13 protein-coding genes and 1 pseudogene are annotated in these 13,231 nt (G+C 70.6%); 7 read left to right on the plus strand and 7 right to left on the minus strand.

Going from position 1 to position 13,231, the window contains the following annotated elements:
* On the minus strand, positions 1-359 hold a 359-nt coding region (locus tag ABZ749_RS15980; RefSeq protein WP_357228234.1), incomplete at its 3' end, for an aldehyde dehydrogenase family protein.
* A 434-nt stretch (positions 360-793) separates the two neighbouring features.
* Here ABZ749_RS15980 and ABZ749_RS15985 point away from each other — a divergent pair.
* Positions 794-3,697 carry a glycoside hydrolase family 9 protein gene (locus ABZ749_RS15985; RefSeq protein WP_357228237.1) on the plus strand — a complete coding sequence of 968 codons (2,904 nt, stop codon included), beginning with the start codon at positions 794-796 and terminating at the stop codon, positions 3,695-3,697.
* 71 nt (positions 3,698-3,768) lie between these two features.
* On the opposite strand, the gene ABZ749_RS15990 is transcribed toward ABZ749_RS15985, so the two are convergent.
* Complete coding sequence (locus tag ABZ749_RS15990) at positions 3,769-4,116, minus strand: hypothetical protein (protein ID WP_357205279.1); 348 nt, start codon at positions 4,114-4,116, stop codon at positions 3,769-3,771.
* A gap of 278 nt (positions 4,117-4,394) precedes the next feature.
* Between ABZ749_RS15990 and ABZ749_RS15995 the strand changes: the two genes are divergently transcribed.
* On the plus strand, positions 4,395-4,922 hold the full coding sequence (locus ABZ749_RS15995) for a DUF488 domain-containing protein (RefSeq protein WP_357228239.1): 528 nt from the start codon (positions 4,395-4,397) through the stop codon (positions 4,920-4,922).
* Between the two features lies 1 nt (position 4,923).
* Here the strand turns inward: ABZ749_RS15995 and ABZ749_RS16000 are convergent, their stop codons facing one another.
* The 3 genes from ABZ749_RS16000 to bioB are packed head-to-tail and all read right to left on the minus strand — an operon-like array spanning position 4,924 to position 6,628.
* On the minus strand, positions 4,924-5,430 hold the full coding sequence (locus ABZ749_RS16000) for a GNAT family protein (protein ID WP_357228242.1): 507 nt from the start codon (positions 5,428-5,430) through the stop codon (positions 4,924-4,926).
* 5 nt (positions 5,431-5,435) lie between these two features.
* Positions 5,436-5,627 (minus strand): hypothetical protein, encoded by a 192-nt coding sequence (locus tag ABZ749_RS16005; RefSeq protein WP_355007073.1) that lies wholly within the window; start codon positions 5,625-5,627, stop codon positions 5,436-5,438.
* Between the two features lie 5 nt (positions 5,628-5,632).
* Complete coding sequence (gene bioB, locus ABZ749_RS16010; RefSeq protein ID WP_269680392.1) at positions 5,633-6,628, minus strand: biotin synthase BioB; 996 nt, start codon at positions 6,626-6,628, stop codon at positions 5,633-5,635.
* A gap of 155 nt (positions 6,629-6,783) precedes the next feature.
* On the opposite strand from bioB, the pseudogene ABZ749_RS16015 reads away from it, so the two are divergent.
* The 3 genes and pseudogenes from ABZ749_RS16015 to ABZ749_RS16025 form a co-directional block, all read left to right on the plus strand.
* Positions 6,784-7,497, plus strand: a pseudogene (locus tag ABZ749_RS16015) (aminotransferase class I/II-fold pyridoxal phosphate-dependent enzyme); the annotation flags it as partial.
* 81 nt (positions 7,498-7,578) lie between these two features.
* Positions 7,579-8,334, plus strand: a complete 756-nt coding sequence (yidC, locus tag ABZ749_RS16020; RefSeq protein ID WP_357228258.1) for a membrane protein insertase YidC — start codon at positions 7,579-7,581, stop codon at positions 8,332-8,334.
* A 63-nt stretch (positions 8,335-8,397) separates the two neighbouring features.
* Positions 8,398-9,786: a cellulose binding domain-containing protein gene (locus ABZ749_RS16025; protein WP_357228246.1), complete on the plus strand. Its 1,389-nt coding sequence runs from the start codon at positions 8,398-8,400 to the stop codon at positions 9,784-9,786.
* Between the two features lie 40 nt (positions 9,787-9,826).
* Here ABZ749_RS16025 and ABZ749_RS16030 read toward each other — a convergent pair whose 3' ends face one another.
* A complete protein-coding gene (locus ABZ749_RS16030; RefSeq protein ID WP_357228250.1) occupies positions 9,827-10,498 on the minus strand; it encodes a DedA family protein in 672 nt (223 codons plus the stop codon).
* Between the two features lie 57 nt (positions 10,499-10,555).
* Positions 10,556-11,170 (minus strand): DUF1349 domain-containing protein, encoded by a 615-nt coding sequence (locus ABZ749_RS16035; RefSeq protein WP_357228253.1) that lies wholly within the window; start codon positions 11,168-11,170, stop codon positions 10,556-10,558.
* A gap of 80 nt (positions 11,171-11,250) precedes the next feature.
* Here ABZ749_RS16035 and ABZ749_RS16040 point away from each other — a divergent pair, with 80 nt between their 5' ends.
* Together ABZ749_RS16040 and ABZ749_RS16045 are read left to right on the plus strand one after the other, a co-directional pair.
* The gene (locus ABZ749_RS16040; RefSeq protein ID WP_357228261.1) at positions 11,251-12,903 is read left to right on the plus strand and encodes an alpha-amylase family protein; all 1,653 of its coding nucleotides are present in this window, start codon (positions 11,251-11,253) and stop codon (positions 12,901-12,903) included.
* A 43-nt stretch (positions 12,904-12,946) separates the two neighbouring features.
* On the plus strand, positions 12,947-13,231 hold a 285-nt coding region (locus ABZ749_RS16045; protein ID WP_357228255.1), incomplete at its 3' end, for an SDR family NAD(P)-dependent oxidoreductase.

Genomic DNA, 13,231 nt, shown 5'->3' on the forward strand with positions numbered 1-13,231 from the left:
TCCCACACCAGCAGCAGGGCGAGCAGGTCGCGGTGGGCGGTGAGCGAGTCCAGGGCCTCGGCGACCCGGGCCCTGCGGTCGGCCAGCGGGGTCCGGGCCCAGGCCCGGTGCGCGGCGGCGGCGTGGGCGACCGCGGCGCGCGCGGTGGTCGCGTCGACCCGGGGCAGGTTGATGAGGACGGTGTTGTCCACCGGGGTGCGGACCGGGGCGGGCTGGCCGACCGCCCGCCATTCGCCCTCGACCAGGTTGTGCAGGGTGGTGACGCCGTCGACCTCGGCGCCGAACGCCTCCGGGGCGACGGTCACCGCGCGGGCCAGGATGTCGGCCCAGGCGGTGTCGTCGGCGAGTCGTAGTGCCATCGCTTCTCCTCAGGGTTGACCAGGGAGCGGCGGCGTCGACGGCACCGCTGGTGAGCGGTACTGTCTCGCGCTTCGTAGCGGGTCAGCAACAGTACGTTTGTCTGGCTGGTCGCCGGAGCGCTCGATCGGTGCGAAATGTATCGCGGACGCTCCCACCGTGAGCTGCGCAAACGTCTTTCACAAATCGAGATGCATCGATGGTGTGAAATGGTCCGCAGTGGTTACTCGCGAGTACGGAAGTGGCGCGGCGCCCGTCGGCCCCGATCGGCAGGCTTCCCAACCAGCGACCCGCCCATTACATTGTCGGTTATCCATGGGAGCGCTTCCATGACCCATGGTCACACCGCCACCCCCGCTGTCGCCGGTGGCCGTGCCGCCCGTACGCCGTCCCGCGTCGGTGCGACCGCCGGCGGCGCCTCCGACAGGAGTCCGCCATGCGCCACCTGACCCGGCCGTTCAGCGGCCAGCCCGGCCGGTCGCCGGCCGCCGACCAGCCCTGGCCGCGGCGGCTGCTGGCCCTCGGCGTCGCGCTGCTCACCGGCGCGTCCCTCGCGGTGACCGCGCCACCGTCCGGGCCCGCGTCCGCCGCGCCGGCTGCGACCTACAACTACGCCGAGGCGTTGCAGAAGTCACTGCTCTTCTACGAGGCGCAGCAGTCCGGTCCACTGCCCGACTGGAACCGGGTCTCCTGGCGCGGAGACAGCGCGCTCACCGACGGCGCCAGCGCGGGCGTGGACCTCACCGGCGGCTGGTACGACGCCGGCGACCACGTGAAGTTCGGTTTCCCGATGGCGTTCAGCGCCACGATGCTCGCCTGGGGCGCTGTCGAATACCGCAGTGGTTACACCTCGTCCGGGCAACTGCCGCACCTGCTCAACAATCTGCGCTTCGTCAACGACTACTTCATCAAGGCGCACCCGTCGGCCAACGTCCTCTACGGACAGGTCGGCAAGGGCGACGACGACCACAAATGGTGGGGTCCGGCCGAGGTGATGCAGATGGCGCGGCCCGCTTACAAGATCGATGCGAGCTGTGGCGGCGCGGACCTGGCGGGGGAGACGGCGGCCGCGATGGCCGCCTCCTCGATGGTGTTCCGCCCCACCGACGCGGCCTACGCCGACAAGCTGCTCGGCCACGCCCGGCAGCTCTACACCTTCGCCGACACGGTGCGGAAGGCCTACCACGAGTGCATCACCGACGCCACGAGCTTCTACCGCTCGTGGAGCGGCTGGCAGGACGAACTGGTCTGGGCCGCGATCTGGCTGCACCGGGCCACCGGCGAGGCCAGCTACCTGGCCAAGGCCGAGAGTGAGTACGACAAGCTCGGCACCGAGAACCAGACCACCACCCGCTCCTACAAGTGGACAATCGCCTGGGACAACAAGCAGTTCGGCGCGTACGTGCTGCTGGCCAACCTGACCGGCAAACAGAAGTACGTCGACGACGCCAACCGGTGGCTTGACTACTGGACCGTCGGGGTGAACGGGCAGCGGGTGCCGTACTCGCCCGGCGGGATGGCGGTGCTCGACTCCTGGGGCGCGCTGCGCTACGCCGCGAACACCTCCTTCGCAGCGCTGGTATACAGCGACAAGACCACCGACACCACCCGCAAGGCGCGCTACCACGACTTCGCCGTCCGGCAGATCAACTACGCGCTCGGCGACAACCCGCGCAACTCCAGCTACGTCATCGGGTTCGGCGCCAACGCACCGAAGAACCCGCACCACCGCACCGCGCACGGCTCCTGGTGGGACAGCCAGACCGTGCCGGTGGAGACCCGGCACACCCTTTACGGTGCGCTGGTCGGTGGCCCGTCCTCGGCCAACGACGCGTACAGCGACAGCCGGTCGGACTACGTGATGAACGAGGTGGCCACCGACTACAACGCCGGCTTCACGTCCGCGCTGGTCCGGCTGACCTCCGAGTACGGCGGCACGCCGCTGGCGAACTTCCCGGTCGCCGAGACGCCGGACATCGACGAGCTGACCGTGGAGACCACAGTGACGCAGGCCGAACCTCGGGCCACCGGGCTCAAGGTGATGGTCTACAACAAGTCCGCGTTCCCGGCCCGCGCGCTGGCCGACGGCCGGTTCCGGTACTACTTCCGGCCCGACGGCACCGGCCCGGTGCAGGTCACCGCCGGCTACACCCAGGGCTGCCCGTCCCCGACCACCGCCAAGCAGTTCAGCGGGGACATCTGGTACGTCGAGGTGGACTGCGCCGGGTACACCATCGCTCCGGCGGGTCAGTCGCAGCACCGGATGGAGGTCCAGTTCAAGATCGGCGTGCCGGAGGGCGGCACCTGGGACCCGACCAACGACCCGTCGTACCAGGCCACCGCCGGGCCGAACCGGAAGGTGCCGCTCTACTCCGGCGCCACCCGGGTCTGGGGCGAGGAGCCGGGCCCGGTCGTCCCGGACACCACCAAGCCGACCGTCCCGGGTACCCCGGTGGCGTCCAACCTCGGCCCCCGCACTGTCACCCTGACCTGGGCGCCGTCCACCGACAGCGGCGGCAGCGGCCTGGCCGGCTACGACGTCCGCGAGGTCCAGGTCAACAGCGACACGGTCCTGGTCCGGCCGGTCACCGGCACGACGTTGACCATCACAACGCTGCTGCCAGCGACGTCGTACGAGTTCACCGTCGTGGCGCGCGACGGCGTCGGCAACACGTCGGCCGCCTCACCGAAGCTCACGGTGACCACGCCGCCGGCCGGCACCGCCGACACCACAGCGCCGAGCACCCCCGGCACGCCGGTCGCCTCGGCCGTCACCGCCACCGGGCTCACCCTGGCCTGGACCCCGTCGACCGACAACGTGGGCGTCACCGGTTACCGGGTCTACCGCGAGGCCGGCGCCACCGACGTGCTTGTCGGCTCGCCGACCGGCAGCACCCAGGCGGTGTCCGGGTTGACGGCCTCCACGGCGTACCAGTTCTACGTGGTAGCGGTGGACGCGGCGGGCAACACCTCCGCGGCGTCCACGCCGGTCTCGGTGACCACCGCGGCCCCGCCGGTCGGTGGCACCTGCACGGTGGGGTACGCCACCACCGACTGGGGCGGCGGCTTCACCGCCAACGTGTCGATCACCAACACCGGCACCACCGCTATCAACGGCTGGACCCTGCGGTTCAGCTTCCCCGGCGGGCAGAGCGTCAGCCAGGGCTGGTCGGCGGCGATCAGCCAGAGCGGCGCGGCGGTCACCGCCACGAACCTGTCCTACAACGGCACGATCGCGGCCGGCGCGTCGGTGAGCTTCGGCTTCAACGGCACGTACAGCGGCGCCAACCCGAAGCCGACCGCCTTCACCGTCAACAACACCACCTGCACCGTGTCCTGAGCCCATCCCGGGCAGTCGCGGCCGGTCACCGTCCCCGGTGGCCGGCCGCGAACGACCACCGGGAACGCTTGTCAGCCGGCCCGGTAGGAAAGGTAGTAGCCCTCGTGCGGCCAGCTGTGGAAGTTGTTGAGCTCGGACGCAGCGCCGGTGCAGTCGGAGGTCCGGTAGCCAGAGACGGAACCGAAGCCGTTCCAGCCGATCGCCCAGATCGCCTCGGCCGGGACCGGGCGGCAGATGCCGTCGCGCGTGGCCTGCCTGCCTACGATGATCTGCGTGTAGGCCTGGTAGAAGACGAGGCCGGTGTCGGGAACCTTGAGCGTCTCGACAGCGGCTGCGGGCGACGCCGGTATCGTCACGGTCAGTGTGGTGATCAAAGCGGCGGCGAGACCCGCAGCGATTCGGCTGGTGAATCTGCGCATGAGCTTCCCTTCCTAACGGTGTTCAGGGACGGGGCCGGAGCTCTTTCAGCCCAGAGGCAGATTGATTTGCGTCGATTATATTCCTCATGTCAACCAACCCGCTGCTGATCGCTGTCGCTGAGCGGCCCGAAAGCAGAGGTGGCTGGAAGTTGGTCGCCTGGGGGCACCGCGACGAGATCTTGGACAGTTACCGTTCCGCGCGGACGGAAACTGGATGGCCGACCCTCGCGGGCGAACTCGGGTGGATAGGTCGGGGGGATTCCGGGCAAGCTGCGGTCGTGCGGGAGTTGCTGACCGTCGGGCACGGCGCGGCCGATCGGGGCCGGCTGGGAGAGTTGCTGACCGGGGAGGGGATCGCCCAGGTGGTGGACGTGCGGCGATACCCAGCCAGCCGCACCAACCCGGACGTCCGCCGGGAGGAACTCGAACGGTGGCTGCCCGAGTGCGGCATCGACTACCGCTGGGAGCCGCGGCTCGGCGGACGACGGCACGTCCCGGCCGGGGAGCCGGAGCCGGACACCTGGTGGACGGTCGCGGCGTTCCGGGCGTACGCCGCCCACACCCGGACGGCCGAGTTCGACGACGCGCTCGCCGAGGTGCTCGCCGGGGCGGATAGTCGGACCACCGCGATCATGTGCAGTGAGAGCGTGTGGTGGCGCTGCCACCGGCGGTTGATCGCCGACGTCGCGACGCTGAGCAGCGGAGTCTCCGTGGCGCACCTGATGCCGGACGGCCGCCTCAGCCCGCACCGGCCGGCCGAGGGTGCCCGCCGACTGCCCGACGGCCACCTGCTGTGGGACGACTGAGTCACTCCACGAGGTCGTCGGCGAGCAGGTCCATCAACAGGCCGTCGTGCCAGCGGCCGTCCGCACCGCGCTCGTAGCGGCGCAGCACCCCCACCGGTCGAAAACCAACCTTCGCGTACGCCCGGATGGCGGCGCTGTTCGCCGCGGCCGGGTCGATGGTGAAACGGTGGTGGCCGTACTCGTCGATCAGGTGTCGGGCCAGGGTGCGGATCGCGTCACCACCGAGGCCGGCGCCGCGCTCCGCCGGGTCGAGGAAGACGTCCAGGCTGGCGTGCCGGTAGTCCGGGTCCGCCTCGGCGTGCCACTGGATCGCGCCGACGACCCGGCCGTTGTGCTCGATGGCGTACACGTGCAGGTCGGCGTCGGCGAGGTCGGCACGCACGGAGTCGGCCAGGTCGTCGCCGCCCCGCCACCACCGGCGTACCTCCGGGTCGGCCCGGATCGCGGCGAGGGCCGGCACGTCAGCGACCGTCGCCGGTCGTAGTGTCACCGCCCGCCCTCGCAGCATCCGGCTCAGCCCCGCATCTCGCCGTGCTCGACGCAGATCGCCGACCAGCCCACCGGCAGCACCTGAACCTTCATCCGGCGACGGCAGCGGGGGCAGAACCGGGGCGGCTCCAACTGGCGGGCCGACGCGCAGGCCGGGTGGACGGTGGCCGTCGCCGGCTCACCGCACCTGTCGCACCACAGCTCCGTCGTCGTCATTGTCGTCACAGCGTGGCGGAGAGCGCCTTGACCGGCATCTTCAACTCGTCCAACAGCTCCAGGTCGGCCGTCGCCGGTCGACCCAGCGTGGTCAGGTAGTTGCCGACGATCACCGCGTTGATGCCGCCGAGCAGGCCGTCACGGGTGCCGAGGTCGCCGAGAGTGATCTCGCGGCCACCGGCGTACCGCAGGATGGTGCGCGGCATGGCCAGCCGGAACGCGGCGATGGCCCGCAGTGCGTCCTTGCCCTCCACCACCGGACGGTCACCGAGCGGCGTGCCGGGACGCGGGTTGAGGAAGTTGAGCGGCACCTCGTGCGGGTTCAGCTCGGCGAGCTGCGCGGCGAACTCGGCCCGCTGCTCGACTGTCTCACCGAGGCCGAGGATGCCACCGCAGCACACCTCCATGCCGGAGTCGCGGACCATCCGCAGCGTCTCCCAGCGCTCCTCCCACGAGTGCGTGGTGACCACGTTGGGGAAGTACGACCTGCAGGTCTCCAGATTGTGGTTGTAGCGGTGCACGCCCATGTCGACCAGGTCGTCGACCTGCTCCTTGGTGAGCATGCCCAGCGACGCGGCGACCTGGATGTCGACAGCCGCCTTGATGGCGGCGACGCCCTCGCGCATCTGCTTCATCAGCCGGGCGTCCGGTCCGCGGACCGCGGCGACGATGCAGAACTCGGTCGCCCCGGTCGCGGCGGTCTGCTTCGCCGCCTCGACCAACGACGGGATGTCCAGCCAGACCGAGCGTACCGGCGAGGTGAACAGGCCCGACTGAGAGCAGAAGTGGCAGTCTTCCGGGCAGCCGCCGGTCTTGAGCGAGACGATGCCCTCGACCTCGACCTCCGGGCCGCACCAGCGCATCCGCACGTCGTGAGCGAGCTGGAGGGCGGCGGGCAGGTGCTCGTCGGGCAGGTTCAGCACGGCGAGGATGCCGGCCTGATCGAGGCCGACACCGTCACCCAGGACCTGGGTCCGGGCCTGGTCGAGGATCTCTGGCATGGCTCGTACCCTACAAGGCTCTCCGATCAGCCTGAATGACCTGGCGGCCCGTCGGTGCCTCGCACCGAGTGGACTCGCCGGGCCGATGGCGGCGGGTGGTAATTTCGCCCGGCGGGTGTCGGGCTGACCGGCACACACAGCGGGGGAGGGTGACGGTGGCGGACTGGCTGGCGGCGCTCGACCGCCGCGCGGAGCTGCGGGCGAAGGCCGGGCTCACCAGGCGACTGCATCCGCGTCCGGCCGACGATCAGATGACCGATCTGGCCGGCAACGACTACCTCGGCCTGGCCACCCACCCGGACGTCGTCGCCGCGGCCACGGCGGCCCTCTCGGCGTACGGGCTGGGGGCTACCGGGTCGCGCCTGGTCCGGGGCTCCACCGACGCGCACCGGGCGCTGGAGGAGGACCTGGCCGGCTGGTTGGGCACCGACGGCGCCCTGGTCTTCTCCTCCGGCTACCTCGCCAACCTCGGCGCGCTGCGGGCGCTCGTCCAACCTCGGACGCTGCTGGTCTCCGACGCGCACAACCACGCGTCGCTGATCGACGGCTGCCGCATCTCCGGTGCGGAGACGGTGGTCACCCCGCACGCCGACGTCGACGCGGTGGCCGCCGCGCTCGCGGGCGCTCCCGGCCGCCCGGCGGTGGTGGTGACGGAGTCGGTGTTCTCGGTCGACGGTGATCTCGCCCCGCTGGCTCGGCTGCACGCGGTGGCCCGCCGTCACGGCGCGCTGCTGCTGGTCGACGACGCGCACGCGCTGGGCCTGACCGGTCCGGCCGGCGCGGGCGCGGTGGCGGCCACCGGGCTGGCCGGCGAGCCGGACGTGGTGATCACCGCCACCCTGTCCAAGGCCCTCGGTGGCGCGGGTGGCGATCCCGCCGTCACCGGCCCCCCTGCTGGGCGGACGCCGCCCGGGGGAGGGCCTCACCGGAATCGGACCGAGGGGTTTCCCATGCTTGCCTTCGCACCACTGCACGACGCTGTCGCCGCTGCCGGCAGCGCGCTGAACTGGCTCACCGAGCTGCTCGAACCACTGGCCGGCGGCGGAGCGACAGCCGCCGCCATCGTGCTCCTCACCATCGCCGTCCGCCTGCTGATCTCGCCGCTGACCATCGCGCAGGTCCGCGGTGAGCGGCGCCGTGCGGCGCTCGCCCCGCAGGTGCGTGAGCTTCAGCAGCGGTACGCGGACGACCCGGCGACGCTTCAGCGCGAAGTTTTCACGTTGTACCGCGAGGCCGGCGCGAACCCGGTCGCCGGCTGCCTGCCGCTGCTCATCCAGGCGCCGTTCCTGCTGGTGCTGTACCGCTTGTTCACCACCAGCGAGGGCGGCACCGGGCTGCTGGACGAGCGGTTGGCCGGCGTGCCGCTGGGTCACCATCTCAGCGACGGGCTGGCCGGTGCTGCCGGACCGCTGTTCGGCGTACTGCTGGTGGTGTTGCTGGCGGTGGCCTGGTGGTCGTCGCGGCGGGCCCGGCGGGCGTCGGCGGCGGTGGGCACGGTGGCCGGTACGCCGACCGAGGGGCCGGGGGCGGCCACGCTCGGCCGGCTGCTGCCCCTGCTGCCGTTCACGACGGTGCTGGTGGCGCTGGTGCTGCCGCTCGCCGCGGTGATCTACCTGGTCACCACGAGCGTGTGGTCGGCAGTTGAGCAGGCGGTGCTCCGCCGCCCGCAGGCCTCTCCGACGGGTGCTCTGGACAGAAACAGTTAACTGTCTTAATAATTAGCGGCAACGTTGACGTCCATAAATGCCCGTCCGGGCCCGGAGGGTCGCATGAAACGCTCCAGATCCCTTGTCCTGTCCCTCGTCGCCGCCCTCGCGGCCACCCTCGGCGCGGCCTGGGTGGCGCTGCCCGCGTACGCCGCCGGCGCCACCGCCAGCTTCGTCAAGACCGCCGACTGGGGCTCCGGCTGGGAGGGGAAGTACACGATCACCAACGGCGGCAGCTCGACCATCAACGGCTGGAACCTGACCTTCGACCTGCCGTCCGGCACCACCCTCGGCAGCTACTGGGACGCGTTGCTCAGCTCCACCGGCCAGCGGCACACCTTCACCAACAGGTCCTGGAACGGCACCGTCGCCCCGGGCGCGTCGGTCTCCTTCGGCTTCCTGGCCAGTGGCTCCGGTTCGCCGAATGGCTGCCAGCTCAACGGCGTGTCCTGCGGCGGCGGCACCCCACCCACCACGCCCCCACCCACGACCACGCCTCCGCCGACGACGCCCCCGCCGACCACCCCACCGCCGACCGACCCACCCGCCGGTGGGTTGCCCAAGCACCTGCTCACCGGGTACTGGCACAACTTCGACAACCCCGCCGTCGAGCTGCGGCTGCGCGACGTCCCCACCGAGTACGACCTGGTGGCGGTCGCCTTCGCCGAGGCCACCTCGACGCCCGGCGCGCTCACCTTCGGCGTCGACCCGGGACTGGCCGCCTCGCTCGGCGGCTACACCGACGCGGACTTCACCGCTGACGTCCGCACCCTGCACAGCCGGGGCAAGCGGGTGATCCTCTCCGTGGGCGGCGAGACCGGCCGGGTCACGGTGAACAATGCCGCCTCGGCCACCGTGTTCGCCGACACGGCCGCCGCGCTGATCGCCAGGTACGGCTTCGACGGGATCGACATCGACCTGGAGAACGGACTCAACCCGACGTACATGGCACAGGCGCTGCGCGCCCTGCGGGCCAAGATCGGATCGGGCCTGATCATCGCGATGGCGCCGCAGACCATCGACATGCAGAACCCGGCCGGCGGCTACTTCAAGCTGGCGCTCGACATCAAGGACATCCTCACCGTCGTCAACACCCAGTACTACAACTCCGGCGCGATGCTCGGCTGCGACCAGAACGCCGCGTACGGCCAGGGCACCGTCAACTTCATCGTCGCGTTGGCCTGCATCCAGTTGGAGGCCGGGCTCCGCCCCGACCAGGTCGGCCTCGGTCTGCCCGCCGGAGCTGGGGCGGCCGGCGGCGGCATCGTCGCGCCCAGCGTGGTCAACGCCGCCCTGGACTGCCTGGCCCGGGGCACCAACTGCGGCAGCTTCCGCCCGCCGCGCACCTACCCGGGCATCCGGGGCGCGATGACCTGGTCGGTGAACTGGGACGTCAGCAACGGAAACGGCTTCGCCAACACTGTGGGACCGCACCTGGACAGCCTGCCCTGACCACCCCGCTGGCCTTCCGAAACGCCAGCGGCACAGCGGATCAGCGACCGGCGGTCACCGACCGCCGGTCGTCGCGCTCCCGACGCTTGCGGACCTTACGGATCACCCAACTGACCACCATCACGACGAAGACCGCGACGATCGCGTAGTTGAACCAGTCGCTGTAACGTGCCACGTCCTGCCAGCGGCTCCCCAGCGCGTAACCGGCCCCCACGATGAGACCGTTCCACACGCCGCTGCCGATCGTGGTGAGCAGGATGAACTCACCCATCGGCATCCGGTTGGCCCCGGCCGGCACGGAGACCAGGCTGCGGACCACCGGCACCACCCGGCCGATCAGCACCGCCCACCGGCCGTGCCGCTCGAACCACTTGTCGGCCCGTTCCAGGTCGTCGCTGTCCACCAGGGGAATGTGGTCCAACCAGCGCTTGAGTCGTTCCTCGCCGAGCGCCGCGCCGAGCCAGTAGAGCACCAACGCGCCGACAAGCGAACCGACTGTCGCGGCCAGCACCACGACGAAGACGTTGAACTTGCCCTCGTGCGCGAGGAAACCGGCGAGCGCCAGCACGATCTCACTGGGAATCGGCGGAACGATGCTCTCCAGCGCCACCAGCAGCGCCACCCCGACCGGGCCCATCACCTCGATCACCGAGGCCACCCAACCGGTCAACCCAGTGAATTCGGACGGATCGCCAGTCTGGGCGTACGCCATCGTCGTCCTTCCGGTCGGCTGTCGGGGATCGGAGGGTCATACCCACCCGGGCCCGATTCACACCTCCGGGTGCAGCGCGGTGTCCGCCGGACCCTGCCGCCAACCGGTGAACACCACTGTCAGACCGGCGCGCGACGGCGCGCAGCAGAACGGGCCGGCCAGGGCCTCCGCCGTCGGGTCCAACGGAGCGAGCCGGACCAGTCTCCACGGTTCGTCGTCGACCCGGGCGCGAACGGTCACCGCGTCACCCGCCCGGCTGACCCGGACCGTCACCTCCCGGCCCGCCCACTCCGGCACGGGCGCCACCGACCAGTCGGAGAACTCCCGGGTCACCACAGCGCCGAGCTGCGCCTCGCCGTCGCTCACCTCGACGCCGGCCTTGGTCCAGGTCCGCTCGTCGACGCGGACGAACGCGCCGGCCTGGTCGAACTGCGCCGAGAAGTCGAGCCGGAAGCTCACCTCCATCGCGGTGCCGACCGGCAGCGGCGCCAGCAGGGCCGGGCCGTCGTCGTGCACGAAGCCGTAACTGGTCCGCCGCCAGAAGTCGCTCTCCGCGGCCGGCTCGACGACCAGTTCGCCGACCGGGCCCTCCTCGACGCGTACCGGCGGGTGCAGCCAGCTGCCCCGGGACCAGTCCAACAACTCGCTCGGCGGCACGAGGTCGTTCTCCATGACGGGCACGGTAACCCACGGCGGTCGACGGTCAGCCCGGCTGGTTTGCCGCAATGATCAACTGGAGAGATTTCTTCGGCATGGGTGACCGTTGGTATTCCGAAGCCGTCGTCTACTGCCTCGACATCGACACGTACGCCGACTCCGACGGCGACGGGGTCGGTGACATCCGTGGCCTGATCGGGAGGCTGGACTACCTGGCCCGCCTCGGCGTGACCTGTCTGTGGCTGCACCCGATCCACCCGTCACCCAACCGCGACGACGGCTACGACGTCACCGACTTCTACAACGTGGACCCGCGCTTCGGCACCCTGGGCGACTTCGCCGAGCTGCTGCACCAGGCGCAGAACCGGGGCATCCGCGTGATCATCGACCTGGTGGTCAACCACACCTCCGACGAGCACCCGTGGTTCCAGTCCGCCCGCTCCTCGCCGGACTCGCCGTACCGGGACTGGTTCCTCTGGTCCGACACCGAGCCGGCCGACCGGCACCAGGGCATGGTCTTCCCCGGCGAGCAGAAGGAGACCTGGAGCTACGACCGCACCGCCAAGGCGTGGTTCTACCACCGGTTCTACAAGTTCCAGCCGGATCTCAACTTCGCCAACCCGGAGGTCCGGGCCGAAGTCAAGAAGATCATGTCGTTCTGGCTCCAGCTCGGCGTCTCCGGCTTCCGGATGGACGCGGTGCCGTTCATCATCGAGCTGACCGAGCCGGGCAACCCGAACTCCCCGAAGGACTTCGAGTTCCTCACCGAGATGCGCCAACACGTCCAGTGGCGCCGCGGCGACGCCGTCCTGCTGGCCGAGGCGAACGTCGAGCCGGACCAACTGCCGACGTTCTTCGGCGACGCCAGCGGTTCCGGCAACCGGATCCACATGCTCTTCGACTTCATGCTCAACGGGCGACTCATGCTCGCCCTCGCCCGCGAGGACCCGGAGTCGCTGATCGAGGCGCTGCGCGACACCCCGAAGCTGCCGGTCGGCGGGCAGTGGGCCACCTTCCTGCGTAACCACGACGAGATCGACCTGTCCCGGCTGACCACCGAACAACGCAACCAGGTGTACGCGAAGTTCGGCCCGGACGAGAACATGCGCATCTACGACCGGGGCATCCGTCGCAGGCTCGCCCCGATGCTCGGCAACGACCGGCGGCACCTCGAACTGGCGTACGCCCTCCAGTTCTCGATGCGCGGCACGCCGGTGCTGCGCTACGGCGAGGAGATCGGGATGGGCGAGGACCTGTCGCTGCCCGGTCGAGAGGCGATCCGTACGCCGATGCAGTGGTCGTACCAGCCGAATGCGGGCTTCTCCACTGCGGACCCGGAGAAGCTGGTCCGTCCGGTGATCGACAAGGGTGAGTTCGGCTATCAGAGCGTCAACGTCACGGCCCAGCGCGGCGACGCCAAGTCGCTGCTCGCCTGGTTCGAGCGGATGATCCGTACGCTGCGGGAGGCCCCGGAGATCGGGTCCGGCTCGACGACCCACATCGACGTGGCGATGCCGGCCGGAGTGCTCGCGCACCGGGCCGACGGGCCGACCGGAACGATGGTCTTCGTGCACAACCTCGGCACCGACGACGTCGAGGTGGACCTCAGCAGCCTCGAGCCGGAGGCCGACCTGCCCATCGACGTGCTCGCCGACCGTGGTTACGGAGAGTTGGGCAAGCTCGGCGCGGTCAAGGTCTCCGGCCACGGATACCGGTGGATTCGCCTATGCCGAGGGTCGGCCTGTTGAGGTTAAGCTCCTCCGATCGACCCCAAGTTACCGGGAGGTAATCATGTCGGAGGAGTCCCGCGTCGCCATCGTCACCGGAGCCGCACGCGGCATCGGCGCGGCCACCGCCCGACGGCTGGCCGCCGACGGAATGGCCGTCGCCGTGGTCGACATCGAGGAGGCGGCCACCAAGGAGACGGTGGACGCCATCGCCGGGGCCGGCGGCCGGGCGCTCGGGGTGGGCGCCGACGTGTCCGACCGCGACCAGGTCGAGGCCCGACTCCGGCGGCGCTTCGCCGGAGCTGCGGTCCACCGCCCGGCAGGCGATCGCAGCGGTCAACCGGGGTGT

Source organism: Micromonospora sp. NPDC047753 (assembly GCF_040642735.1).
Lineage (GTDB): Bacteria > Actinomycetota > Actinomycetes > Mycobacteriales > Micromonosporaceae > Micromonospora.

Coding starts and splice junctions, on each gene's coding strand:
- ABZ749_RS15985 (WP_357228237.1), top strand. CDS start 794: ATGCGCCACCTGACCCGGCCGTTCAGCGGCCAGCCCGGCCGGTCGCCG.
- bioB (WP_269680392.1), bottom strand. CDS start 6,628: ATGCCAGAGATCCTCGACCAGGCCCGGACCCAGGTCCTGGGTGACGGT.
- ABZ749_RS16025 (WP_357228246.1), top strand. CDS start 8,398: ATGAAACGCTCCAGATCCCTTGTCCTGTCCCTCGTCGCCGCCCTCGCG.
- ABZ749_RS16040 (WP_357228261.1), top strand. CDS start 11,251: ATGGGTGACCGTTGGTATTCCGAAGCCGTCGTCTACTGCCTCGACATC.
- ABZ749_RS16035 (WP_357228253.1), bottom strand. CDS start 11,170: ATGGAGAACGACCTCGTGCCGCCGAGCGAGTTGTTGGACTGGTCCCGG.
- ABZ749_RS16005 (WP_355007073.1), bottom strand. CDS start 5,627: ATGACGACGACGGAGCTGTGGTGCGACAGGTGCGGTGAGCCGGCGACG.
- ABZ749_RS16000 (WP_357228242.1), bottom strand. CDS start 5,430: ATGCTGCGAGGGCGGGCGGTGACACTACGACCGGCGACGGTCGCTGAC.
- ABZ749_RS15990 (WP_357205279.1), bottom strand. CDS start 4,116: ATGCGCAGATTCACCAGCCGAATCGCTGCGGGTCTCGCCGCCGCTTTG.
- yidC (WP_357228258.1), top strand. CDS start 7,579: ATGCTTGCCTTCGCACCACTGCACGACGCTGTCGCCGCTGCCGGCAGC.
- ABZ749_RS16030 (WP_357228250.1), bottom strand. CDS start 10,498: ATGGCGTACGCCCAGACTGGCGATCCGTCCGAATTCACTGGGTTGACC.